Genomic DNA, 24,841 nt, shown 5'->3' on the forward strand with positions numbered 1-24,841 from the left:
CTATGGATCCTTATATCGGTGATATCCGTCTTTTTGCGGGTAGTTTTGCACCTAGAGGTTGGATGTTGTGCGCTGGTCAGCTATTAAGTATTAGTGAGCAAAGCACTCTTTTCGCAATTATCGGAACCACTTATGGTGGTGATGGGGTAACAACATTTCAATTGCCGGATTTGCGCGGTCGCCTTCCGGTTGGGCAGGGTAATGGCCCTGGTCTGACTCCCCGTGTTATCGGTCAGCAGTTTGGTGTTGAATCCGTTACCTTATTAACGCCGCAAATACCTTCACACAGCCATAGTTTGTCGGCGAGTACTGCAAGTCCCTCCACATCACCTAGCCCTATGGGTAATGTCTTTGCCCACAGTAATACCGATAATATTTATGCTCCTTTGCCATCTAGCGGTGCCGATCCCCAAGTTATGAATGCACTCAGTGTGCAAGCCTCAGGGGGAACACAACCACATAATAACATCATGCCTACTACAGCGATAAATTACATCATATGTATTGAAGGCATTTTCCCATCGCGTAATTAAGGAGCGAAATTATGGATCCATTTATAGGTGAAATCCGTTTGTTGCCATTCAGCTTCGCTCCCCACAATTGGGCGCTGTGTAATGGCCAAATATTGTCAATCGCAAGTAATACCGCGTTGTTTTCAATTATCGGAATTACTTATGGTGGCAATGGTACAACCACGTTCCAATTGCCTAATTTGCAGGGGCAGACCGTAGTTGGTGTAGGTCAGGGCCCTGGGCTGAGAACCTGGGATTGGGGCGAACAGTTTGGTGAAAATGGGGTGACGCTGATCTCCACTGAAATGCCAGCACACAACCACACGCTGACCGGTTTGAATAATCAGGGGACTTTGCCTTCTCCGGCAGCGAATACCTATCTTGCGAAGGATGGACGTGGTGGTGGCATAGTCAACTATATGCAGGCAGCACCAGGTACGTTAAATACCACTATGGCACCACAGACTTTAGGTCTAAATGGTGGTGGTCTACCCCATGAAAACCGTCAGCCATTTATCGCATTGAATTATTGTATTGCCCTTTATGGTGTATTTCCGGCACGCAATTAATTGATGAATGATCCCGGCATGTTTGTCGGGAAGTTTTTAATAAATATTTTTAATTAGTAAGTCACATTAATGCCAAACAAATTACATTTTATTTCAGGTTTACCGCGTGCTGGCTCGACGCTGCTCGCAGGTATACTTCGGCAAAATCCACGCTTTCATGCGGCTATCAGTAGCCCTGTAGCGGGGCTTGTGAATGGTGCCCTCGAACAAATGGGGGCTGGTAGTGAGTCCTATTCATTTTTCGATGAACATAAACGTAAGGTCATTTGTCGGGCATTAATTGATGCTTATTATCAAGATAAAAATCATCCGGTTATTTTCGACACAAACCGTCACTGGACTGCCCGTCTACATCAATTGGTAGAGTTGGTTGATGATTTTAAAGTGATTTGTTGTGTGCGCAATCCGGCTTGGATTATGGATAGTTTTGAAGTGATTTACCGTAAAAACCCATTTGATTACAGCCGTATGTTCAATGCGGCCTCGCGTCAGACGGTTTATAGCCGCTGCGAGTCATTAATCAATGCTGGTGGTGCGGTTGGAAGTGCATGGACCGCACTCAAGGAAGCCTATTACGGCGAGTTTTCTGATCGCTTGCTATTAGTGGATTATGATCTGCTTACCCAGCATCCGGCACGCACGCTGGAGTTAATCTATCGTTTTATTGGCGAACCGCAATTCGAACACGATTTTAATAATGTCGACTATGCTGAAAATGAGTTTGACCACAATCTTGGGGTCAAAGGTTTGCATAGCGTTAAGCGGAAAGTGGAATACAAAAGTAGGCGCAGTATTTTACCGCCTGACTTATTTATGAAGTATCAAGAAATGGACTTCTGGCTGGATAGTACTGGCACTGCAGCCAATATTATTGCAAGTAAAAAACCTGTAGCACCTAACGCAAAAAATGAAGGGAATCACTTATCATGAGACACGCACTGCTTAGTGGGCTTTCCTCGCTGTTATTACCATTCGGACTCTATGGTGCTGGTGCTATTGCAGCGCCGAGTTATCAGCGATCCTATTTGAGTTCATCAATAAGTGCATCGACCGATCTATTATTGCGTTCAGACACCTCTCTACCACAGGATCTAATTGATTTATCTGGTGATCAACTGGATATCCAGAGTGCACATCCGGTGCGTGAGCTGGTGATTGTTGATGGCGCAGTGGCTGAAGCTGATAAATCGGTATTGCGTCGCGCCCTTAAACCTAGTGTTCAATTGGTAGAGTTAGATTCTTCTATCGCTGGATTACCGCAATTAATTAATGTACTTGATGGTCACAAAAATCTCGCAGCTATTCATGTGGTTTCCCACGCACAAGCTGGTGTGATACTGCTAGGCAATTCACGTATTACCCCAGAGATAATCCAGCAAGAAGTGCAGGCATTTGCTGCGCTAAAAGGCGCGGTGCGTGAAGGTGGCGATTTATTATTTTATGGTTGTGATTTGGCCGCGAATGAAAGCGGTGAAGCGCTGCTGGATATCATTAGCAATAACACGGGTTTGGATGTTGCCGCCTCCAATAATTTAACCGGTAATGCCGAGTTGCAGGGCGACTGGGATTTAGAAGTTACCCGCGGAAATATTGAATCTACTTTGGTGTTTTCTGAAAAAGCATTAAGGGATTTTTCAGAGGTGTTAGCGCCAATTGTAGATGGCACTTATGATTTTGCAGGTTGGAGTGGACAGGGAACTGCACAGCTCAGCACAACCCATTTCAGATTAACCGCTAAGGGGGGGGATGGAGTCACTCAAAATCTAGGTAATGGCCTTGGCAATTTTGCTTACATGCATGGTGGTGCGACTAGCACTAACCATTATTTTTATTTGCGCGCCGATGGTACCAATACTACTGCATTTGAGTTAACGGGATTAACGGGAGGCGAGTACGCTGGCTACTCTAGTGAATTTACTAATCTGCGTATTGTCGGTTACTTGCAGAGTGGCGGAACGGTTACGTCATCTGTTGTTAACGGAGTCTCAGGTGCTCAAAACTTCGCCTTTGGTGCTGGGCAGTTAGGATCTTTTTCTGGCGTTAAGCTAAAAGGGTTCAAATTATTTTTTGATTGTGCAAGTGCTTGTACTTTGCCAAATGATGGGCCGGAGAACTTTGAGTTTCGTAGCTTCACAGTCGCGAATGCAATAGATACTCCTCCTCTACCTACAGTAAGTGATGCCCGTATCGGTATCTCCGGCGCGTCAGGTACGAGCGGGGCATATAAAATTGGCGATATAGTTACCGCAACTTGGAATAATACAGCTGGAGGCGACAATAACTCAGGTGTGACGGGGGTGACTGTTGATTTCTCTCAGTTTGGCGGCGGCGCCGCAGTGGCTGCAACGGATAGCAGCGGAACTTGGACGGCAACTTATGTTATCACCTCAGGTGCGATTGATGCGTCCAGTCGTAATGTCAGTGTGACCGCAACCAATGCCCAGGGGGGAACTACTACTGCTGACACTACTAATGCTGTTGTGGATAACGTTGCGCCAGTTGTCACGGATAACCGTCTTGGCCTCAGCGGAGCCACTGGTACCGGAGGTGCCTATAAAATTGGCGATACCGTCACCGCGACCTGGAACAACACGGCCGGTGGTGATAACAACAGTGATACGATTAGTTCAGCTACCGTCAACTTTTCACAATTTGGTGGCGGTGCCGCCGTTGCAGCAATTAACAGCAGTGGTACTTGGACTGCAACCTACACGATAGTGGCTGGTGCGATTGACACCACCAACCGGAATATTTCCTTCAGCGCAACCGATAACGCGGGCAACAATACGACAACGGCAGACACCAGCAACGCGACACTCGATAACGTTGCGCCATTTGTGTCCGATGTTTATATCGGCATTTCCGGCGGTACTGCTGGCACTTTTATCGCTGGTGATACAGTCACTGCCAGCTGGGACAATAGCGCCATTGGGGACGATAACAGCGATACCATCAGTGCTGCGACGGCTGACTTCAGCCAGTTTGGTGGTGGCACTGTCGCGGCAACCAATAACAGCGGTACTTGGACGGCGATTTATACCTTAGTTGCGGGCGCTATTAATACCACTAATCGTAATGTGTCAGTCACTGCAACGGATAATGCAGGTAATACCAGAACTCAGGCAGATAGCAGTAACGCCACTGTGGATAATGTGGTGCCAGCGGTAACGAGTGTTAGCGTTCCGGCCAATGCGACTTATATTACCGGGCAATCCCTCGATTTTACCGTCAATACTAGCGAAGCTATTATTGTTGGTGGCACGCCGCGTATTACATTGACGCTCGGTGCATCCACTGTGTATGCAAGCTATCTTTCAGGTACTGGCAGCAGCGCATTGACTTTCCGCTATACAGTGCAGAGTGGCGATTTCGATACCGATGGAATAGCGATCGCGGGATCGATAGAAGCCAATGGCGGCACTTTAAAAGAGGGCTCGGGTAATACTCTGAACTTAGTGTTAAATTCGATTGGCAGCACGACGGCCGTATTAGTGGATGCGGTACCACCAACTGTGAGTAGCGTTACAGTGCCCACAGATAATACTTATGCAGTTGATGATACCTTGATTTTTACGGTGAGCAGCACTGAAAATGTGACTGTTAATACGGGCGGGGGTACGCCGCGTATCGTCTTGACTATTGGTGGAACAACCCGTTATGCCTCATATATCAGTGGCTCCGGAACCTCAAATTTAGTCTTTAGCTACACAGTGCAGGCCGGTGATAACGATACCGATGGTATTGGCTTGGCATCTAGTATTGATGCCAATGGGGGCGCATTGCTTGACGGCGCGGGTAATAATTTAGCGCTTACGCTGAACTCGGTTGGTTCAACTACCGCAATTCTCGTGGATACAGCCACGCCAACAGTACAGAGTTTTAACCCCCTAGATGGCGCTATTGGGGTGGCAGTTGGTGCCAATTTTGTGCTGACCATGAATGAAGATATTCAACTCGGTAGCGGTAATATCGTTATTTACAACACCGACGATGTGGCCGTAGCGACGATTGATGTGGGTTCACCTGTTGGACAGTTAACGATAACGGCGGGTGTGTTGACTATTAATCCAGCCGCTAACCTAGTTGAAAATACCAGTTATTACATTCAAATCGCTAATGGGGCTATTACCGACTTGGCGGGTAATCTTTACGCCGGAATTAGCAATAAAACCGATTGGAATTTTACCGTTGCCGATGTTACACCTCCAGTGGTTACTGGGATTGTCGTGACGGGATCGCCAGCAGCGAATGGGGCTAGTCTAGTATTTACTGTGAGTTTTGATGAGGTAGCGAGCAATCTATCTACCGATGATTTTGTGCTCACGGCAACAGGCTCGGCAAGTGGCAGTATTGCCAGCGTTTCTGCGGCATCTGGAACAAGTGTTGATGTGACGGTGAATACTGTGAGCGGCACTGGTAGCCTGAGACTCGATGTCAAGGCGAATTCCAATATCCAAGATGTTTCCGGTAACGGTAATGGAACCAATGGCTATACTGCCGCTTATACCGGTGGCGCAAATCACACAGTCGATCGCGATGCGCCTTTAGCACCTTCGGGACTCGATCTTGCCACGGCTTCCGATTCTGGGATCAGCAGCACAGATAATTTAACCAGCGATACCACTCCGACACTCACAGGCAACGCTGAGGCGAATAGTACAGTGACGCTCATGAGCAGTATCGATGGTGTATTGGGTACCACAACTGCAGATGGTTCTGGAAATTGGTCGTTTACCACGCCACTATTAACCAGCAATTCCGCGCACAACATTACGGCCACTGCGACCGATGTTGCGGGCAATACTGGCGCGGTGTCGACGGCACTTGCGCTTACGCTCGATACACAAATCCCCACGATAACCAGCTCGGCTCCTGCAGTAGGTGCCGCGGCCGCGGATGCCAGTGTGATATTCAACCTCGCTTTTAGCGAATCTGTGAATAGTCTGACGACGGATGATTTTGCTCTGGCGAGCACAGGCACTGCGTCTGGCACTATTTCGAGCGTTTCTGCTAGCTCTGGAACTGGTGTTGTCGTCACTGTTAATGGCATATCGGGTACGGGTAGTCTGAAGGTAGGCCACACAACGAGTGATATTGTTGATGATGCGGGTAATGCACTCGGTACCTATAGTGCTGGCACTGCACACTCTGTCGATACGGATGCACCAACTATTTCGGGTGTCAGTTTTGACCAGACGTCGGTGACTCAGGCAAATCAAAATGCGATTAGCCTGACCTTAGCGAGTGCGGAGGTGGGAACCAGCGCAAATTACACTATTACTGGCAGTTCAGGCACGCCTGTTACAGGATCTATTGCGGTCGCAAGTGCGTCACAACAGATCGTCAATATAGACGTGAGCGGCTTAGGGGATGGCACTCTGACAGTGAGCCTTACCCTGACCGATGCGGCGGGTAATGTTTCTAGTCCCGCAGTGACCGATACCATATCGAAGGATGCTGTAATTCCCGCAGTGAATGTGGTTAATGTTAACGATGGCCATTATGGGGTCGGCAGTGCTATTGATATCACTCTTACTCTGACCGAGGATGTGACGGTTTCTGGCACACTTTCTACGCTGTCGCTCGATATCGATGGTGTGGCTCGTCAGGCTGTGTTTGTGTCTGCGGCGAGTGGTGTGCTGACCTATAGATATACTGTCCAAGCGGGTGATAACACGGGGGCGAGTGGGTTAATTGTCGATGCCAATGGCATAGTCCTTAATGGCGATACTATGCGAGATGCGGGCAGCAACGATGCTGACTTAAGCTACAGTCAGTGGAACAGTGTCAATGTGATTGTCGATACGACGGCTCCCGTCGATCCAGTGGTTACTACACCTGCTGGCGCCATCAGTACCAATCAGGCAACGACATTGGTCAGCGGTACGCACGCTGAAGATGGGGTGACAATCAGCCTCTATGCCGATGTGAACAATGATGGCGTTGCCGATAATGCGACTGTGTTGGATGATACTATTGTGGTGGCGGGCGCTTGGACCCTGAGCGCTGCATTATCGACGGACAGTGACAATAATTTTGTCGTGGTTGCCAGCGATGCTGCGAGTAATGTTTCTGCGCCTCAGAATGTCCCTACTATTACTCAAGACGCCACTGTACCTGTCGCACCTTCTGCGCCTGATCTCGATGCGGCAAGCGATTCAGGTGTGAGTTCAACGGATAATATCACCAAGAATACGACTCTCATACTGACTGGCACGGCAGAGGCCGGCGCCAGCGTTGTCCTTAGCAGCCATCTTGATGGAGTGCTTGGTACAGTCAATGCGGATGGTAGTGGTGACTGGAGTGTCAACGCAACGAGCGTGAGCCCTGGAACCCATAGCATCACAGCGGTTGCGACAGATATTGCAGGAAATAGCAGTGTTGCATCGAGCGCCCTTTCTGTAACTATTGATACGAGTGCACCCACTTCCTCGGCAATTACTCATCAAAATATTCAACCTGGCGAGAGCTCATCTATGCTCGCATTTACTATTGCAGATGATGTAACCGCTGCAACGGATATCCTAGTGACGCCAGCGAGTTCTGATACCACTGTGGTTCCACTTGCGGGTGTTGTATTGGCAGGAAGCGAAGCTGATAGAGGTGTGACTGTGACTGCGCTGGGATCTGGCACGAGCACCATCACCCTGACGCTAGTTGATATTGCGGGTAATACTAGCACTCGGACCTTCGATGTTGTGGTGAATAGTGTACCCACTATTTTAGGGACACCTGCGACCAATGTGGCTCAAGGTACACTTTACAACTTTATGCCCATCGCAGCAGACGCGGACGGTAATAGTTTAGTCTTTGATATTACGAATCGACCTTCGTGGGCTGGCTTTAATACAGTTACGGGGGCATTGAGCGGTACGCCGAGCAATGCAGATGTTGGTATGACGACGGCAATTGTGATCAGTGTGAGTGATGGGGTGCTCAGTGCGAGCCTGCCCGCTTTCAATCTCACAGTGACGAACGTCAACGATGCACCGACGATTAGTTCGACGGCGATGACGGCAGCAACTCAAGATGCGGCGTACAGCTACACCTTGACTGCAATTGATTCTGATGTGGGTGATGTATTAACGCTGAGTGCCATCAATAAACCGAGTTGGTTAAGTTTCAACGCGACTACAGGTTTACTCAGTGGCACGCCAGGCAATGCGGATGTGGGCAGTCATGCGGTCACCTTAAGAGTGACGGACACGGATGGCTTAACGGCTGAGCAAAGCTTTAGTATCACGGTGACGAACGTCAACGATGCACCGACGATTAGTTCGACGGCGGTGACGGCAGCAACTCAAGATGCGGCGTACAGCTACAGCTTGACTGCAATTGATTCTGATGTGGGTGATGTATTAACGCTGAGCGCAGTGACCAAACCGAGCTGGTTGAGCTTCAACGCTGTGACAGGGTTACTCAGTGGTACGCCGAGCAATGCGGATGTGGGCAGTCATGCTGTGTTACTGCGAGTGACGGACACGGATGGATTAACGGCTGAGCAGTCCTTTAGCATTACAGTTACGAACGTCAACGATGCGCCGACGATTAGTTCGACGGCGATGACGGCAGCGACTCAGGATGCTGCGTACAGTTACACCTTGACTGCAACTGACGCCGATACCGGCGACAGCTTAACGCTGAGCGCAGTGACCAAACCGAGCTGGTTGAGTTTCAACTCGGTGACAGGTCTACTCAGTGGTACGCCGAGTAATGCGGATGTGGGCAGTCATGCTGTGTTACTGCGAGTGACGGACGCTGACGGATTAACAGCAGATCAATCGTTTAGTATTACAGTCACTAATAGCAACGACGCACCTACCATCACTTCAACAGCAACTACGGCCGCTGTGCAAGACGCTGTTTACAGCTATACCTTTGCCGCTACAGATGTCGATGTGGACGACGTACTGACATTTAGTGCGGTGACTATACCAAGCTGGTTGAGCTTCAACGTGGCGACGGGTTTACTCAGTGGCACGCCTGGCAATGCTGATGTGGGCAGTCACCCGGTCACCTTACGTGTGACGGACACGGATGGCTTAACGGCTGAGCAGTCCTTTAGCATTACAGTGACTAACGTTAACGATGCGCCTGTTGCGACGAGTGCAAGTGTGACCTTAGAGGAAGATAGCTCTGTAATGATCACGCTTACTGGGGAGGATGCAGATAGTGATCCTCTTACCTATGAAGTGGTGAGCCAACCTGAATCGGGCACTTTGGAGCAGCATGGAACTGTGTGGTTATACACACCGGAGAAAGATTTCAACGGTGCAGATCAGATAAGCTTTATTGCTAAGGATGCTGAACTGAGTTCTGAGCCTGCAACTATCACCATTAATGTCACGCCAGTGAATGATGACCCACAAGCTGTCGATGATAATTACACTCTAGCCAGCACCGCGGATGATAAATACACACTACCTGCGCTAGAGAATGATGTTGATGTGGACGGTGATACTTTGACTATCGATGGCGCGGCGGCAGACATAGGTAGTGTGCAGATTACTGCTGATGGACTCATATTTACTGCCCCTGCAGCTTATGTTGGTCCGGTCGCACTTCGTTATACCATTAGTGATGGTCAGAAAGGGCGCGCAAGTGCAAAAGTCAACTTACTGGTAGAAGGTGGGGAGGCTGACAATTTACCTGTTATTACTGTACCTAGTGATGTTGAGGTTAATGCAACAGGCTTGTTCACTCGGGTGGATCTAGGGTTTGCGAAGGCCGTCGATCGTAATGGTCATCCACTGCCCGTTTCTTTGGTCGATAAGCGTTTATTCTTTGCCCCTGGTAGTTATCTTGCTTACTGGCAAGCCGTAGATCGTGATGGCAACAAAGCGACTAAGGCTCAGAAAGTAAAAGTGCATCCATTAATTTCCTTGAGTAAAGATCAAGTCGTGGGTGAGGGTAATGAGGTTGTTGTTAGTATTCACTTAAACGGTGTAGCGCCTGAGTATCCAATATCAGTTCCTTATACGGTTGCAGGTTCCGCGGACAGCAATGATCATGACTTAGTCGATGCGGTAGTGGAGATTACTTCAGGTACATTGGCCCATATTCACTTTAGAACCATAGAGGATGGGGAAGTTGAGGCTGAAGAAGAGGTGTTGATCAGCCTAGATCCAAGTTTGAATTTAGGCAGTAAGAAGCAAACACAAGTGTCGATCACTGAGGCTAACATTGCCCCGAGTGTGACTCTTGAGGTGACTCAAGCGGGTGAACGTCAGTTGATCGTGGCACAAAATGGTGGCGAGGTTTATATTCATGCGCAGATTAGCGATGCTAACATGAACGATACTTTGACATCTGTATGGTCGAGTGGCGCGCTGAACTTGCAGTCCGATGATGAGGGGATGTTCTTCTTGCCAACAGAGATCTTGCCGGGCATTTATCCTGTGAGCTTGACTGTGACGGATAGCGGCTTACCCGCGCTGTCTACCACGGAGAAAGTTTATATTGTTGTGCGCCCATCTCTGCCGGCTCTGACTGGGACTGATACCGACGGTGATTTGATCCCTGATAACCAAGAGGGATTTACCGATACAGACCGCGATGGCATTCCAGATTACTTGGATGCAATCAATGAGTGTAACGTGATGCCTGAAGGTGAGTTGCAGCCTGTGTACTTCTTGGCAGAGGGGCAAGCGGGCGTGTGCTTACGCTTAGGTAATATTGCACTGATGCAAGAGCAAAGTGGTATTCAACTATTACCTAATCTGGTTCCTGAAGACAGTATCGCGGCCAATGTGGGGGGGATTTTTGACTTCATTGCTACAGGACTACCGCAACAAGGGCAGAGTTACAGTCTGGTGATACCACAACGTTCGCCAGTTCCTGCCAATGCAGTATATCGTAAGTATCAAGCCCAAAATGGTTGGAAGGATTTTGTGATTGATGCGCGCAATAGTGTCGCCAGTAGTGAAGGCGAGCGTGGTTTCTGCCCTCCTCCTGGAGATAATCGTTGGACTTCTGGATTAACTGAAGGCCATTGGTGTGTTCAGTTAACCATAGAAGATGGTGGGCCAAACGATGACGATGGCGTCGCTAACCGAACTATTGTCGACCCAAGTGGCGTGTCAGTAATACTCAATGGTAACCATTTACCTGTGGCGAACCCAGATACGGCTTCTTTACCTTGGAATCAGAGTCTCGATGTCGATGTGCTCGCCAATGATACGGATAGCGATGGTGATGCCTTGACTGTAACACAAGTCACCAGCGAGTTCGGAACCGTAGTTATCTTGGCTAATCAGCAGTTAAGTTACACGCCAGCAACCGATTTCATCGGTACAGATGTGCTGGTGTATAGCATTACCGATGGTAAAGGTGGTACTGCGAGTAGTGAGTTGACTGTGATTGTTAATGGCAATACGGCACCTACGACAGTGAACGATAGTGCTGCCATAGATGACAGAACGAGCTTGTTACTCGATGTGTTGAGTAATGACAGCGATCCCGATGGCAACGTTTTAACCTTAGTCAGCGCAACCGCGCAGCAAGGAACGGTTTCTGTTGAGTCTAATAAACTACGTTATATCCCTAAAACTGGATTTGATGGAGTAGATACTGTGAGTTATCAGATTAGTGATGGATTGGGCGGCGAAGCAACTGGGCAAGCGTTAATCACAGTTAAGGCATACCAAGATGTGGTGATAGATAACAAGTCGGGTGGAGGCAGTATGTCCTTATGGGCATTAGGTTTGATTCTTACAATGGGTTTAATTCGCCGTAAGGAATTACATAAATTAGTCTTGGGCACTGTGTTGCTCGTAGGCTCCGTTAATCAAGCAAATGCGGCTGATAACTGGTATGTCGAGGGATTTGTCGGGCAAGCTCAGGTTGATAGCAGCAGGCGAGATCTACAGCCACAAGCGGGGACAGGCTTTGTAACATCGGTTGATGATAACGATACTGCTTTGGGTGTGAGTATCGGTTATCAATGGACTCCCTATGTTGCCATCGAATTAGGCTATGCCGACTTTGGTAATGGGACTGCGAGGATTGAGGGCGCAAGTCTCACCCCTGAGCAATATCATGAGCAGGTCAAAGCCGTGACGCCAGTTCTGGCCGATGGTGTCATGCTGGGATTACGTTTCACTTTACTCCAACATGAATCTTGGCGGTTTGAAGTACCCATCGGGTTGTTTAGGTGGCAAGCGGATATCAGTAGCACTATGGGCAATAGCCGTTTAACTACAGAGCTTGATGGTACAGATTGGTATGCGGGCGTGCGTTTTAGCTATCAATTTAGTGAGTCATGGTCTGTAGGTTTGGGATATCAATATGTGGATATCGAGCCTAATGATTTCCTCAGTTACCAGCTCAATCTACGATATCAATTTTAAGCGTTAGCATATCAAAAGGGGCATTCGCCCCTTTTTACTATCCAATAAAAACATCATATTTGAGAATATTTTGAAGGTGTTCACTTAAGGCTGGGCTGGGTTTGTGATGCATATCGCAAAGGATTTGTGGCTTACCATTAGGAGCATGTAATAAATTCAGGTTGTAGATTAAAGACAGGATAGTAAGATTGTCACTTACCTTATTTAATTTATCGCTTTTTTATCCAGAGGCAGTTATGTCGCAACGGCAGAATAAGCCGGAAATATTGCATACCGAAATTGTCGCGAGAAGCCGATTATTTCAAATTGAGCAAGTGCATCTTAAGTTCTCCAATGGTGTAGAGCGCCAATATGAGCGCATGAAAGGCGGTAGTCGTGGCGCTGTGATGATAGTGCCTATTCATCAAGGGAAAATGCTACTGGCACGCGAATATGCTGCAGGAACTGATAATTACGAACTCGGTTTCCCAAAAGGTTTGATCGATCCTGGTGAGACAGCAATAGAAGCTGCTAACCGTGAATTACAGGAAGAAATTGGCTTTGGATCGAATAAGCTCACCTTACTGAAAGAACTCAGCCTAGCTCCGGGTTATTTCTCTAGTAAGATGCAAATTTTTCTTGCAGAAGATCTGTATGAGAGTCGCCTTGAAGGTGATGAGCCTGAGCCAATTGATGTGGTGCCTTGGGCGCTCGCCGATTGGGAAGCCTTGCTCGATGATGTCGATTTTTCTGAATCCCGTAGTGTGAGCGCGTTGTTTTTGGCGCAAAAATATTTATACCCAAACAACCTGAAGATGCAGGATTCAGCGGGAGTTTAACGCACTTTAGGCAAGGCGGTTATTTGCAGACCTAGCGGGCTAAGTTAAAAATAACCAACACAGCATAAAGTGCGTTAAAACCCGCCGGGACGGAGCGCCTAGGGCACTCCACTTCGGCGTTGCATCAATTTAAAAGGTGGCCGACATTCTGTCATTGATGCGCCTTCAATTGAAGCACCCTAGGCGCTCTGAAACTCGTATCTTCAGGTAGCTTGGGTATATAACTTAAATAATCTTTTTCCTTTTAAGCGTTCAGAGTTTGCACGCTTGCAAAACATTCGCTCAGCAGGCGATTGGAGTTGTTATGAAGCCAGAAGAGTTGATCGACGAAGTTATTGCGATTGCGACCGATGCAGGGATAACTATCCGTGACATTTATCTCAAAGGTAATTTTGAGCGAGAAATGAAGTCTGACAATACCCCTGTCACTTCCGCAGATTTAGCGGCGAACAAGATCATTTGTGACCGATTAACCACCTTAACGCCTGATATTCCTGTGTTATCTGAAGAAGCCGCTGACATTCCGTTGAGTGTGCGTGAATCTTGGAAGCGCTATTGGTTGGTGGATCCGCTCGATGGTACGGGGGAGTTTATCGCCGGCAGTGGTGATTTTTCAGTCATTATTGCGCTGGTGGAACACAATCGTCCCGTGATGGGCGTAGTTTATGTGCCTATGACGCAAGTGTGTTATTACGCTATTGCTGGTTTAGGGGCGTACAAACGCACGGATAAACAAGAAGTGCGTATTAGCAGTCGCCAAATTGAGCACCGTGAAAAGGTATCCCTAAGATTGGCCGTAAGTCGCCGTCAGGACCCCCAATCTGTGTTGACCCTATTCAACCATCCCAAACACTGCGAGTTAGTCGTGATGGGGGGCGCAGCGTTGAAGAGCTGTCTTGTCGCCGAAGGTCGTGCTGATTGTTATGTACGAGTCGGACCAACGGGTGAGTGGGACACGGGAGCGGCGCAAATTATCGTCGAGGAAGCGGGTGGACAGCTGATGGATACTGAGCTGCAACCGTTAACCTACAATGAGCGCGAGAGCTTAGAAAACCCTAACTTCATCGTAGTTGGCGCACCCAACTTAGAGTGGGATAAGATTTTAATAGGTGAATGATTTTCAAATGCAGTCTATACGTCCGGTGTTAAAGTCAGAGTTATTCGCAGTTTATCAGCTCGAACAGGCCATTTTTGGTGAGCACAGCTATCCTGATTTCTTCTTCCGTCAGGGATTTGATTGTTGGCCAGAGCAATTTTTAGTGGCCGTGGATGCAGATAATCAGCTACAAGGCTATTTGCTCAGTGCCCAGAGTAGCGATCCTAACTGCATGTGGATATTATCTGTCGCAGTGAGTGAAAATGCTCGCGGGAAGGGATTCGGCAAACGTTTGATCCAACAATGTTTAGCCGAGTTGCCAGTGTCAGTTGAGCGGGTGTGTTTAACCGTTGATCCGAGTAACCCTGCCCATGGCTTATATCAGCATTTAGGTTTCATTGATTCAACTTTTGAGGCCGATTATTTTGGCGATGGCGCAGATAGGGTTGTGATGACTTATCGCAGGCCTTAAATCGCGTGCTTATCTTTGAACCAAAGATTATCCTCAAATAAAAATCACCTTTGAATTAAGAACGATTTTTAAATCAAAATAATGGACGGTGTGCTGACTGAGCGCGCCGTTTTTTATGCTCTTTTAGGTGATGTCATCCCACAGAATCCTGTTCGGCTTGCTGAGGGAGTCTAATTCGAGTGCCTATCTTTATCCATCATCTTCAATAATATCCTTCATTATTTACCCTCTTCTGTACGTAAAACAAACTTATTTTGAACGTTGTTTTTTATTTTAACTACTGTTAGTCTCTTGCTATTCAACAGGGGATGAGACCTATGGCCAGACGAAAAGAACACAGCCATGATGAAATTCGCGCGATGGCAATACAAGCGGCAACTGAGTTACTGATAGATCAAGGTGCCATAGGGCTCAGCTTACGCAAAGTGGCCAGCCAAATTGGTTATGTCCCTAGTACCTTGATTAATATTTTCGGCAGCTACAACTATTTATTACTGGCGGTTTCTGAGTCAACGCTTAGGACTTTGCACGACCGATTGACGGGTGTTCGTGCGGCCGACAGTTTAGGTAAAATTATTGCAATGGCTTGGGAGTATAGTCAATTCGCCCATGAGCAGCGCCAAGCTTTCAAGCTGGTTTTTGAGCTGCAATTACTCGATTCTGAACCCTTGCCTGAATCACAAGGGCAATTGATTGCGGGGTTATTTACTCTGATTGAGCGTGAATTGGCGCAACTATTTCCCGAGGTTACGCAGGCGGAGCATCTCAGTATGAGTCGGGTATTATGGGGGGGAATTCATGGGCTGACCTCTCTGTCACTCGATAATAAGCTCTTCGCTGAGTCATTATCACTGCGGGATTTACTCAAGAGTCACGTACAAGCTTATTTACAAGGAATGGGTTACCAGAAGGAACTATCATGCTGCTAACAAAACGTTTTTTACCCTATTTTTCGACTCAGTGCTTAGGCGCATTGAATGACAACATCTATAAAAATGTGTTGCTGTTATTAGTGACCTTTAGCCAAGTGAAAGACCTACCCATAAGCGTCGATATGTTTGTGAACTTGGCGGCTGGGGTGTTCATTTTGCCATTTTTCCTCTTTTCGGCCCATGCGGGTGTGGTCGCCGATAATATGGATAAGGCTAAACTCATTCGCCGATTGAAACTACTCGAAGTCATCATCATGTTTAGCGCCGCGATTGCGATTCTGAGCGAGAGCTACATGATGATGTTATTACTATTATTTTTAACGGGTAGTCAGTCTGCATACTTCGGTCCGGTTAAATATTCCTTGTTACCCCAAGCGTTGAAAGAGGACGAGTTAGTCACAGGCAACGCTTGGGTTGAAATGGGCACTTTTCTCTCTATTCTGGTGGGCACTTTGAGTGCGGGGATCTTGGTTTCTAATGAAAACGGTACGCTTTGGTCGGCGATTACTGTTGCTGTATTAGCCTTTGCAGGATATTTATCGAGCCGAGCGATTCCTGCATTACCTCCGCAGGGCGTCATTGAAAAAATACGTTTCAGGCCGTTATCGGGCACTTGGCGTAGCATCAAAAAAGCCCGTCAAACGCCTTCAATCTGGATGGCTATCCTCGCTATCAGTTGGTTTTGGTTTTTAGGTGCGACCTATCTGACTCAGTTTCCTAACTTTGCTAAGCTGCATTTGCATTCTGGTGCGACTGTGGTGTCATTATTATTAGGCATGTTTTCCATTGGGATTGCCGTTGGCTCCTTCGTTTGTGAACGTTTCTCCTACGGCCATGTGGAACTCGGTTTGCTGCCATTTGGGGTATTGGGATTAACTATCTTTGGTGTCGATTTGCTTTGGGCTATTCCACCTGCGCCAGTGGATGCTGGTTTTGTCTATGGATTAAAGGCCTTTATTGGCGAGTCGCAACATTATCGGGTGATGCTGGATTTCTTTATGATCGGCGTTAGCGGTGGCTTGTTTATCGTCCCCCTGTATGCGTTTATTCAATCTCGTTCGCCTAAGGGCGAATGTGCTCAGGCGATTGCTGCCAATAACATTATGAACTCATTGTTTATGGTGGTTTCGGCACTGTTATCTATGCTGTTGCTGGGCGTTGCAGGTTGGACTATTCCACAGTTATTTCTGCTACTCGCCGTGATGAATGCTGTAGTCGCACTCTATGTTTATTCACAAGTACCAGAATTTACACAACGATTTATCAGTTACTTACTCAGTCATGTTATGTATCGAGTGACAGTAACAGGCCGAGAGAAAATTCCAAAGGAAGGGGCTGGCATCATAGTCTGTAACCATGTGAGTTATGTGGATGCATTAATTATTATGGGAGCGTCGACACGGCCAATCCGCTTTGTGATGGATAAATCCATCAGCGAAATTCCTCTGTTGAAGTATTTGTTCCGCCATGCAGGTGTGATCCCTATCTGTTCGCCTAAGCAAAGTGAAGAGACCTATAATCGTGCCTTCGAGGCAATTCATGAAGCGCTCGCCAATGACGAGTTGGTATGTATTTTCCCTGAGGGTCGACTCACACCTGACGGTGAACTTGGCGATTTTCGTCCCGGAATTGATAAGATTTTGGCCAGAGATCCAGTGCCAGTCATTCCTATGGCACTGCACGGATTATGGGGTTCTTACTTTAGTCACAAGGGCGGACATGCCTTGGCTAAAATGCCCAAGCGTTTTTGGTCAAGGGTGTCGGTGGATTTAACGGATGCCGTCGATGGTAAGCTTGCGAATAAGGAATCTTTGAGAGTCCAAGTGGCGAGCCTGCTGGGCAAGTCTTAAATTCGTTAAGGCATGAAATAAAGTGATAGCCGCGGATCTAATGTTCGCGGTTATCTCATTTATGCGTGGGCAATTTATCGAGTTTGATAACTATCCAACCACTCATGCATCGCTTGATGTGAGCCTTTAAAAAGAACACGTTCGGACTTTTTCTGTAATTGGTATTGATACATAGGATCGTAATACTTGTGCAATAACAGGTTTATCCAGACTAAATGCTGCGAAGTGTCATTCTGGTTAATTTGCTGATCGAGTGCTTGTTGCATCAAATCTTGCAGTTCTTGATGTTGTTTTCCGCCTAGACGTTTGCGAATGCTCACTAAACTCTGTAATAGATATTCACTGAAAGCCGTAAAACCTGCTTCCGGCCCTAGGCGCTCACAGAAGCCGCTATACATTTTATGCACATATTCATAGCGTAAGCGTTCGAGCCTCGCATCGTCCGGCTCTTCTAGCACTAAAACATTAGCGGCTTGCATGGCATTGTAAAATGTCTGCGGCAGCGCCGAGCGCCCAATCAGGAAGCTTTCATCCTCGAGCAGTAAACACGCCGCGCCACTTGTTTGGTGCTGTAGCAAGGCAATGGCGAGTTGATTTTCAAAGTTAATCTGCGTTGGCTGTGGGTCGATATTCTTTCCAAAACTAGAGCCTCTGTGATTGGCTATCCCTTCAAGATCAACCGCTTCTTTACGCTGTAGTAGAAAATCGGTTTTACCGCAGCCCGTCATCCCGCTCAAACTCAATAACGGTTGCTGAGTCGGTGCCGCTTCAATCACGCCAATCAGATATTGGCGCATGGCCTTATAGCCACCCTGAATATAAGGGACTTCGATCCCCGCTTCTTTGAGCCATTGTTGCGTGAGTTGCGAGCGCAGGCCGCCGCGAAAGCAATAAATGTAAGCATTAGGATTGGCTTTAACATAGCTAGCCCAAGCCTCGATTCTCTGTTGCTTGATGGGACCATTCACTAGTGAATGACCTAATGCAATCGCGGCTTGCTGACCAAATTGCTTATAACAAGTACCGACTTTTTCCCTTTCACTATCCAGCATCAAGGGCAAGTTGGTCGAGTTGGGAAACGCACCTCGAGTAAACTCTATGGGCGCTCGCACATCCATTATGGGATGTTGGTTGAGGAAAATTTCCCGATATTGCTCTGCGGCTATAATAGCGCTTGGCATCAGCACAACACCACATTCGCTGCTGTGGTCGGTGTTTCCAGTGACCCAATGCAGATTGGGGTTATGTGGTTCGCATCGAGTAGGGCGATTAATTCCGCTTCAGCTGCGGCAGAGACGGCAACTAACAGGCCACCACTGGTTTGCGGATCGCACAGTATCGCTTTTTGATGCTCGCTGAGTTCAGGGAGATGCTCGCCATAACTGTCGTAATTACGGTGAGTCCCACCAGGAACACAACCTAAAGCTAAATAATCTAAGGCGCGTGGTAACAATGGCACTGCATCAAATTTAAGCTTCGCAGTGAGGTTGGCGCCTTGGCACATTTCGAGTAAGTGTCCCGCCAGTCCAAAACCTGTGACATCGGTCAGGGCATTTACACCGCTAATTTTTGCTATGGTCGCGCCTATAGTATTGAGTTGGCACATGGCATTGACCGCAATGAGACTATCTTCATCGCGGAGTTTTTTCTGTTTTTGCGCTGTGGTTAAAATACCAATGCCGATAGGTTTAGTGAGATATAAACGATCGCCGGCTTTAGCGGTATCATTCTGTTTTAAATCACTTAAGGCAATTTGCCCGGTAACCGCGAGACCAAAAATAGGTTCGGGTGCGTCTATGCTATGACCACCGGCTAGCATGATCCCTGCTTCCATGCAGGCTTGTCTGCCGCCATCGACCACTTGCTGTGCGATTTCTGCGGGTAGTTTATTGATTGGCCAACCTAAAATTGCAATCGCCATAATAGGCGTGCCGCCCATGGCATAAATATCGCTGATCGCATTGGTCGCTGCGATACGACCGAAGGTGAATGGATCGTCAACTATTGGCATAAAAAAATCGGTAGTGCTAATGATGCCTATGTCATCATTGAGTTTGTACACTGCAGCATCGTCGCGGCTCTGATTACCAACCAGCAGATTTGGATCGGTAAATACAGGTAATTGCGAGGCTAAGATAGTGCTGAGCACTTTAGGGGATATTTTGCAGCCACAACCTGCGCCATGACTATATTCTGTTAGCTTGATTGATTCTGGGAGTGTAACTAGGGAATCTGACATGATCTCAACAGCCTATTTAAGTGATTAAGGCATCATCATAATCAGATACGGCCACCATGCAAGGTGGCCGTATGACTTTCGGGTAGAATTGTGGCTTAGCTATAAGTTGCGGTCAGGCTGTGCCAATGTTTTTGCTGGACTAAGAAACGTGCCTTTAGCTCTTCAACTTGTTGCAATAGTTGCTGATCGACAAGTTGCTTACGCTTGGCCTCAAGCAAGGTTTTCTGTGCTTGATAGTAATCCATTAAGTGCAGCTTTAATAACTCATACTCTGCTTGAATTTTTTCAATAATTTCATCAGCATTAGGCAGGTTATTAACCTTCCGCTTGGTACGTAATAACTGCATTTGTAAGCGTGCGCTCTCGATACGTTCCTGTGGACTCGTACGCAAATCCTTAGCTAAACCTAACCAAGATAATGACTTAATCAACCATTTGGTTGGATCGTAGTGCCACCATTTAATGCCATTACGATAGTCATTTTCGAAAATATGATGGAAATTATGATAACCCTCACCGTAGGTCAACATGGCCAAGAAGCCATTATCGCGGGCGGTATTCTTATCGGTATAAGGCTGACTGCCCCACACGTGGGCTAAAGAGTTGATAAAGAAAGTGCAGTGATGCACCACCACTAAACGCAGTAAACCCGCCATCAATAACATAGACAGCACGTCACCATTGAGCCAACCAAGCAGTGCAGGCAGACCAATGTTCATTAGCAACACGAGTGCGAGGTAATGTTTGTGTTGCCACATGACAATACGGTCATTTTGCAGATCACGCACATTTTGATAATCGTGATAGCGTTGCGACTGATACTCACGCAGCATCCAACCGATATGGCTGTACCAGAATCCCATTTTGGCTGAGTACGGGTCCTTGTCGTTATCATCTACGTGCTTATGGTGGACTCTGTGATCAGATGCCCAGTGCAATGCACTGTTTTGTAATGCTAAAGCACCACCAAGGGCATATATAAAACGCACCGCCGGATGGGCTTTATAGGCCTTGTGTGACCAGAGTCTGTGATAACCTGCGGTGATTGACAGGCCACTGGCAAAGGCTAAAACAATAAAAGCGATCCATTCACTGGCACCATAGCCATGAACAATACCGCGCCATGGAACTAAAATTACCGCACTGAGGAAAGTGATGGCAAACAGACTGACATTAAGCCAGATGATAGGGGGTTTTTTCATTATAGGTTTCCAAAATTCGCTTTTGAGCGTACATCTGTAAGCTAATTTAGCTTAGCTATATTGTTTGGTCAAGGACGATGGGGCTGTGTTTAATGCCTAAAAGCGGTATTATCGCGTTATTACATTCAGTTAGCGGATTTAAGAATGGGTATTCGAGCACAGCAAAAAGAGAAAACTCGCAGAGCTTTAGTCGATGCGGCCTTTAATCAGCTAAGTGCTGAGCGCAGTTTCTCAAGTCTGAGTTTGCGAGAGGTTGCTCGGGAAGCTAATATCGCGCCGACATCTTTTTATCGCCATTTTAAAGATATGAACGAACTCGGTCTTACTATGGTGGATGAGGGCGGGTTAACCCTAAGGCAGATGATGCGTAAAGGCCGTCAGCGAGCTGAAGTGGGTGGCAGTGTGATCCGTATTTCCGTTGATACCTTTATGGAAGTGCTTGATTCTAATCCAAACGTATTCCGTATCTTATTGCATGAACGCTCTGGAACCTCGGCAGCATTCCGTGCGGCAGTTGCCCGCGAAATTGAGCATTTTATTTCTGAATTGGCTCATTATACCGAAGCCAAAGCGGGGCGAACCCCCTTGCTAGCTCGTGCACAGGCTGAAGCTTTAGTGACACTGGTGTTTAATGCCGGCGCTTCCGCATTAGATATGAAACGGGCTGACCGTAAGATTCTTGCCGATCAATTAGTCATGCAATTGCGCATGGTCGCCAAAGGCGCCGAGGCTTTGCAGCATAAGGTTGAACACCGCTAATCTGAGTGGGATGCAGATTTACTAAAATAATGGAGCCTAAGGCTCCATTATTTTTAGCGAATTTACGTTTAAGTGTTATGCAGTCGAGCTCAGTGTATCTGAAGTGATTAACGACGCTCGAGTAGTACACCTGTTTCCATGTGATCTGTGTAAGGGAACTGATCAAACAAGGCAAAGCGGGTCACTCTATGGGTTTCGTTCAGTTGTTGCAGGTTATCTTTTAAGGTTTCAGGGTTGCAGGAAATATACAAAATCCGCTCATAACCTTGGACTAACGCCAGCGTATCAGGATCAATCCCCGCGCGTGGTGGGTCAACAAAAATGGTGTTGCAAACATAGCTGTCAAGATCGATACCTTCTAAACGTCTAAAGCTGCGTTTCTTCGCCATGGCATCGCTAAAGTCTTCGGCTGACATACGAATAATCTGCAGATTATCAATACCATTCACTTCGATATTGTATTGCGCCGCATCGACTGAAGGCTTAGCGAGTTCGGTGGCCAATACGCGATTAAAGTTTTGCGCCAGTGCGATAGAGAAGTTGCCATTACCACAGTAGAGCTCGAGTAAGTCTCCCTTACTGTTTTGAGTCGCATCGATAGCCCACTCCAGCATTTTTACGGAAACTTTGGCATTGGGTTGAGTAAAGCTGTTTTCGATTTGCTTATATAAGAAGGTTTTATCATTTACTTGTAATGACTCAACCACAAAGTCTTTATCTAAATCGATTTTTTGCTTACGGGCACGGCCGATGATGTTGACGTTAAACTGGCTACTTAACTTGGCTTTCAGTGCAGTCGCATCGGCGCGCCATTGGTCATCAAGCTGCCTGTGATAAAGCAAAGACACTAAGATCTCGCCGCTTAAAGTCGACAAAAAATCCACTTGGAACAGTTTGTGCCTTAGACTCGGATTCGGTTTCAGCTCGGCGATTAAGGCAGACATCATTTGATTGATGAGCACGCTAGCTGGTAAGTATTGATCGCAACGTACCTTCTCATTCAATACTTTATCGAACATGTAATAGTATAAGTCGTCACCATCATGCCACATGCGGAATTCGGCGCGCATACGGTAGTTAGCTGGCTCTGAGGCAAAAACTTCAACACTCGGTGTTTCAAATTGGGCAAAGGCTTGTTCTAGCTTGATACGCTTGTGTTCTAACTGCGCATCATAAGTCTGAGGGTCCATTGCTGCTAAGTTCATTGTTTGATTCACCGTTGCTGTAAATTGGGGCGCAAATATTATACTAGGTGACACGAATGTCCAGTATCTTGCTTTTGCTGTTTTCGCAAAGCTATGGGAAAATCCGCGCACTTGAATGTGGTTCTATGGTATTTGGCTGGATTCCGTCGGTAAAGCAGCCATCGAATCGTTAATGCGTCCAATCTGTATAGTTTATTTATATATCCGAAACTGGAGATTCGCTTGTCGCGACCTATATTAGTGTTTGATTCTGGGATTGGTGGTCTATCTGTACTGGCTGAAATCCGCAAGAGTTTGCCCCATAGCGACTATTGCTATCTTTTCGACAACGCTAGGTTGCCCTATGGAGAGTTGGAAGAGCAGGTATTAATTTCTGGCTGTGTCGAATTAGTATGCGATCTAGTGGCTCGTACCAATGCAATGATAGTGGTCGTTGCCTGCAATACTGCAAGTACTGTTGTGTTACCGGCATTACGTGCACATCTTACAGTCCCTGTCGTAGGTGTTGTCCCCGCCATTAAACCCGCCGCTCTAATGTCTAAGAGTAAACGTATTGGACTCTTGGCTACACCAGGCACAGTTAAGCGTCATTATACCCATGAACTCATCAGCCAATTTGCTGATGATTGCCATGTCGAACTCTTTGGTTGCTCTGAATTAGTGATGATGGCAGAAAAAAAAGTGGCGACTGGAATGTTGGATATGCATAGATTGGCGCAGTTACTGGCACCAGTCGTTGCCGCACAATTGGATGTTCTCGTACTAGGTTGCACTCATTTCCCTATGATCAAAGCTGAATTACAACAAGTGCTCGGTGCGGGCGTAAAACTAATGGATTCTGGCGCTGCTATTGCTAAGCGAGTTGTCACTCTTTTAACGCAACAGAATCTTATTGTGGACGAGCACAGAGTAACAGATGAGAGAGAAGCAGTAGGGCAGTCAGTAATGCAGGCGTTCTATACTAAAGCGGAAATCAGTGAAGGGTTAACAACAACATTAATTGATTGTGGCTTTTCAACTATCGAACGAATCACCACAACCAACTAAATTACAAAATAAAGCAAAACAGTTTAAGCGGTAATGCTACTCGTCTGTCCCTGTACGGTCGGCAGCTTCCGAATCTTGTGTTTTTGCTTCTCTTACTTTTAAGGTTCTTTCTTGGAAACTATAGTCATTCAGTTTAACCATGGCTTTCTGAGCGCCTGATTCTGACATTTCCACAAAACCAAAACCTTTACGACGACCCGTTTTACGATCTCTGACTAAACGCACAGAGTTTACTGGACCAAATTCGCCAAATAGTACTTTTACTTCACCCTCATGAACACGATAAGGCAGGTTACCTACATATAAGGTCATTGTAGGGCCAACATATTGTTCTTCTGAAGCATGAGATGATGAAGTCTCTGGAACAAATTTAAAAACAAGACTTGCAATGATAGCGCCAGCGACAAAAGCAATAGCTGATAATGGCGTTGCGAACTGAGATAGTGCTACTGCGCCAATAATGGCGACAATCAAGACAATAAGAAATGACTTTTGCATAAGAATGCTCTCTGATGAATGGGAAATTGATAAATAACTGTTAACAGCAAGTATATGGTAATGAATTATTTACTTTTACACTAGACCATTGCTGAAATATTGAGCGTGAATTATCAATTATTAGATAAAAAACCTTACTTATCTCCGATAAATAGAGCTTATAAGCTAAAAAATGGTCATAACGTTTAAAATATCGACGTGCGATTCAATGATCGATAAAAAGCCCTTGCGGACTTTCTCAATCTCCCTATAATGCGCATCCACTGACAGGGCAGACAGCGTAACGCAAGTTAA

Annotated in this window: 16 protein-coding genes; 11 read left to right on the forward strand and 5 right to left on the reverse strand. The window is 46.9% G+C overall.

Annotation, left to right across the window (positions count from 1 at the left end):
• The first annotated feature begins 2 nt into the window (after positions 1 to 2).
• From HGO26_RS18190 to HGO26_RS18230, 9 genes are all read left to right on the forward strand, one after another.
• A complete protein-coding gene (locus HGO26_RS18190) occupies positions 3 to 533 on the forward strand; it encodes a phage tail protein (protein WP_168826978.1) in 531 nt (176 codons plus the stop codon).
• Positions 534 to 544: 11 nt separating this feature from the next.
• On the forward strand, positions 545 to 1,081 hold the full coding sequence (locus HGO26_RS18195; RefSeq protein WP_113941567.1) for a phage tail protein: 537 nt from the start codon (positions 545 to 547) through the stop codon (positions 1,079 to 1,081).
• 69 nt (positions 1,082 to 1,150) lie between these two features.
• Positions 1,151 to 2,011, forward strand: a complete 861-nt coding sequence (locus tag HGO26_RS18200) for a sulfotransferase family protein (RefSeq protein ID WP_168826979.1) — start codon at positions 1,151 to 1,153, stop codon at positions 2,009 to 2,011.
• Positions 2,008 to 12,429, forward strand: coding sequence for an Ig-like domain-containing protein (locus tag HGO26_RS18205; protein WP_168826980.1), 10,422 nt, complete (start codon positions 2,008 to 2,010; stop codon positions 12,427 to 12,429). The genes HGO26_RS18200 and HGO26_RS18205 overlap by 4 nt, the downstream gene beginning before the upstream one ends.
• A gap of 236 nt (positions 12,430 to 12,665) precedes the next feature.
• Positions 12,666 to 13,247: an ADP compounds hydrolase NudE gene (gene nudE, locus HGO26_RS18210; RefSeq protein WP_168826981.1), complete on the forward strand. Its 582-nt coding sequence runs from the start codon at positions 12,666 to 12,668 to the stop codon at positions 13,245 to 13,247.
• 304 nt (positions 13,248 to 13,551) lie between these two features.
• A complete protein-coding gene (gene cysQ, locus HGO26_RS18215; RefSeq protein WP_168826983.1) occupies positions 13,552 to 14,364 on the forward strand; it encodes a 3'(2'),5'-bisphosphate nucleotidase CysQ in 813 nt (270 codons plus the stop codon).
• Between the two features lie 7 nt (positions 14,365 to 14,371).
• A complete protein-coding gene (locus HGO26_RS18220) occupies positions 14,372 to 14,815 on the forward strand; it encodes a GNAT family N-acetyltransferase (protein WP_168826985.1) in 444 nt (147 codons plus the stop codon).
• Positions 14,816 to 15,132: 317 nt separating this feature from the next.
• Complete coding sequence (locus tag HGO26_RS18225; protein ID WP_168826987.1) at positions 15,133 to 15,744, forward strand: TetR/AcrR family transcriptional regulator; 612 nt, start codon at positions 15,133 to 15,135, stop codon at positions 15,742 to 15,744.
• Complete coding sequence (locus HGO26_RS18230; RefSeq protein ID WP_168826989.1) at positions 15,735 to 17,597, forward strand: MFS transporter; 1,863 nt, start codon at positions 15,735 to 15,737, stop codon at positions 17,595 to 17,597. The genes HGO26_RS18225 and HGO26_RS18230 overlap by 10 nt, the downstream gene beginning before the upstream one ends.
• A gap of 74 nt (positions 17,598 to 17,671) precedes the next feature.
• Here HGO26_RS18230 and mnmH read toward each other — a convergent pair whose 3' ends face one another.
• The 3 genes from mnmH to HGO26_RS18245 form a co-directional block, all read right to left on the reverse strand.
• The gene (gene mnmH / locus HGO26_RS18235) at positions 17,672 to 18,778 is read right to left on the reverse strand and encodes a tRNA 2-selenouridine(34) synthase MnmH (RefSeq protein WP_168826991.1); all 1,107 of its coding nucleotides are present in this window, start codon (positions 18,776 to 18,778) and stop codon (positions 17,672 to 17,674) included.
• Positions 18,778 to 19,836: a selenide, water dikinase SelD gene (gene selD / locus HGO26_RS18240; protein ID WP_168826993.1), complete on the reverse strand. Its 1,059-nt coding sequence runs from the start codon at positions 19,834 to 19,836 to the stop codon at positions 18,778 to 18,780. The genes mnmH and selD overlap by 1 nt, the downstream gene beginning before the upstream one ends.
• A 95-nt stretch (positions 19,837 to 19,931) precedes the next feature.
• Entirely contained in the window at positions 19,932 to 21,038 is a 1,107-nt protein-coding gene (locus tag HGO26_RS18245) for an acyl-CoA desaturase (RefSeq protein WP_168826995.1), read from the reverse strand.
• 144 nt (positions 21,039 to 21,182) lie between these two features.
• Between HGO26_RS18245 and fabR the strand changes: the two genes are divergently transcribed.
• Positions 21,183 to 21,797, forward strand: a complete 615-nt coding sequence (fabR, locus tag HGO26_RS18250; RefSeq protein ID WP_105251021.1) for an HTH-type transcriptional repressor FabR — start codon at positions 21,183 to 21,185, stop codon at positions 21,795 to 21,797.
• Between the two features lie 107 nt (positions 21,798 to 21,904).
• On the opposite strand, the gene trmA is transcribed toward fabR, so the two are convergent.
• Positions 21,905 to 23,002, reverse strand: a complete 1,098-nt coding sequence (gene trmA, locus HGO26_RS18255) for a tRNA (uridine(54)-C5)-methyltransferase TrmA (protein ID WP_113941559.1) — start codon at positions 23,000 to 23,002, stop codon at positions 21,905 to 21,907.
• A gap of 222 nt (positions 23,003 to 23,224) precedes the next feature.
• Between trmA and murI the strand changes: the two genes are divergently transcribed.
• Entirely contained in the window at positions 23,225 to 24,049 is an 825-nt protein-coding gene (gene murI, locus HGO26_RS18260) for a glutamate racemase (protein ID WP_168826997.1), read from the forward strand.
• Between the two features lie 36 nt (positions 24,050 to 24,085).
• Here murI and HGO26_RS18265 read toward each other — a convergent pair whose 3' ends face one another.
• Positions 24,086 to 24,547, reverse strand: a complete 462-nt coding sequence (locus HGO26_RS18265) for an RNA-binding protein (protein ID WP_113941557.1) — start codon at positions 24,545 to 24,547, stop codon at positions 24,086 to 24,088.
• Between the last annotated feature and the right edge of the window lie 294 nt (positions 24,548 to 24,841).

Source organism: Shewanella oncorhynchi, assembly GCF_012584455.1.
In the GTDB taxonomy this organism is placed as follows: domain Bacteria; phylum Pseudomonadota; class Gammaproteobacteria; order Enterobacterales; family Shewanellaceae; genus Shewanella; species Shewanella oncorhynchi.

Bases quoted from the DNA above. Each gene is read 5' to 3' on its own strand.
- HGO26_RS18190 (WP_168826978.1), top strand. From the start codon at position 3: ATGGATCCTTATATCGGTGATATCCGTCTTTTTGCGGGTAGTTTTGCA.
- HGO26_RS18195 (WP_113941567.1), top strand. From the start codon at position 545: ATGGATCCATTTATAGGTGAAATCCGTTTGTTGCCATTCAGCTTCGCT.
- HGO26_RS18200 (WP_168826979.1), top strand. From the start codon at position 1,151: ATGCCAAACAAATTACATTTTATTTCAGGTTTACCGCGTGCTGGCTCG.
- HGO26_RS18205 (WP_168826980.1), top strand. From the start codon at position 2,008: ATGAGACACGCACTGCTTAGTGGGCTTTCCTCGCTGTTATTACCATTC.
- nudE (WP_168826981.1), top strand. From the start codon at position 12,666: ATGTCGCAACGGCAGAATAAGCCGGAAATATTGCATACCGAAATTGTC.
- cysQ (WP_168826983.1), top strand. From the start codon at position 13,552: ATGAAGCCAGAAGAGTTGATCGACGAAGTTATTGCGATTGCGACCGAT.
- HGO26_RS18220 (WP_168826985.1), top strand. From the start codon at position 14,372: ATGCAGTCTATACGTCCGGTGTTAAAGTCAGAGTTATTCGCAGTTTAT.
- HGO26_RS18225 (WP_168826987.1), top strand. From the start codon at position 15,133: ATGGCCAGACGAAAAGAACACAGCCATGATGAAATTCGCGCGATGGCA.
- HGO26_RS18230 (WP_168826989.1), top strand. From the start codon at position 15,735: ATGCTGCTAACAAAACGTTTTTTACCCTATTTTTCGACTCAGTGCTTA.
- mnmH (WP_168826991.1), bottom strand. From the start codon at position 18,778: ATGCCAAGCGCTATTATAGCCGCAGAGCAATATCGGGAAATTTTCCTC.
- selD (WP_168826993.1), bottom strand. From the start codon at position 19,836: ATGTCAGATTCCCTAGTTACACTCCCAGAATCAATCAAGCTAACAGAA.
- HGO26_RS18245 (WP_168826995.1), bottom strand. From the start codon at position 21,038: ATGAAAAAACCCCCTATCATCTGGCTTAATGTCAGTCTGTTTGCCATC.
- fabR (WP_105251021.1), top strand. From the start codon at position 21,183: ATGGGTATTCGAGCACAGCAAAAAGAGAAAACTCGCAGAGCTTTAGTC.
- trmA (WP_113941559.1), bottom strand. From the start codon at position 23,002: ATGAACTTAGCAGCAATGGACCCTCAGACTTATGATGCGCAGTTAGAA.
- HGO26_RS18265 (WP_113941557.1), bottom strand. From the start codon at position 24,547: ATGCAAAAGTCATTTCTTATTGTCTTGATTGTCGCCATTATTGGCGCA.